The 530-nt window shown below is 77.9% G+C and carries 1 protein-coding gene; it reads right to left on the reverse strand.

Features of this window, described 5'->3' with window-relative positions:
• Positions 1 to 530, reverse strand: a 530-nt coding sequence (locus MXD58_RS24815) for a condensation domain-containing protein (RefSeq protein WP_250610062.1), incomplete at both ends; no start/stop codon positions are given.

Below are 530 nucleotides of genomic sequence, written 5' to 3' on the forward strand. Positions count from 1 at the left end.
GATCCGATGCGCCGGCGGGCCGCGGCGCCCACCGCACGGGCGTGGCCCGGCCGAGCAGGTCCTGCCAGAACGGCAGGCGGGCGTCCGTCGACGCCGCGCGCGCCTGCGCGTCGAGCAGACGCGCCCACTCCGCGAACCCGACGGGTACCGGCGCGAGCTCGGGACGTTCGCCGGCGCGCAGCGCGGTGACCGCCGTGGCGAGGTCCTCCAGCACGATCGGCCAGGAGACGCCGTCGATCAGCGCATGGTGGATGATCAGCAGCAGGCGGCCCGGGGCCGTCGCGCCCGCGTCCAGCCAGACGGCACGGATCATCGCCCCGCGCTCCGGGTCGAGCTCGCTGTTGGTAGCCGCCGCCAGTCCCGCGAGCAGCGCCCGCCCCGCGTCACTGTCGAAGCCGTCCGCGGTGGCGGGGCCGGCGAAGCCGTCGCCGGTGGTGAGGTCGGCGGTGTCGACGCGGCGGACCAGGCGGTGCGCGTCGATCCCACCGGGCGGGGCGATCGCCAGCGACCAGGCGGGGCCGCCGTCCGCC

The organism is Frankia sp. AgKG'84/4, from assembly GCF_023242965.2.
Classification (GTDB): Bacteria; Actinomycetota; Actinomycetes; order Frankiales; family Frankiaceae; genus Frankia.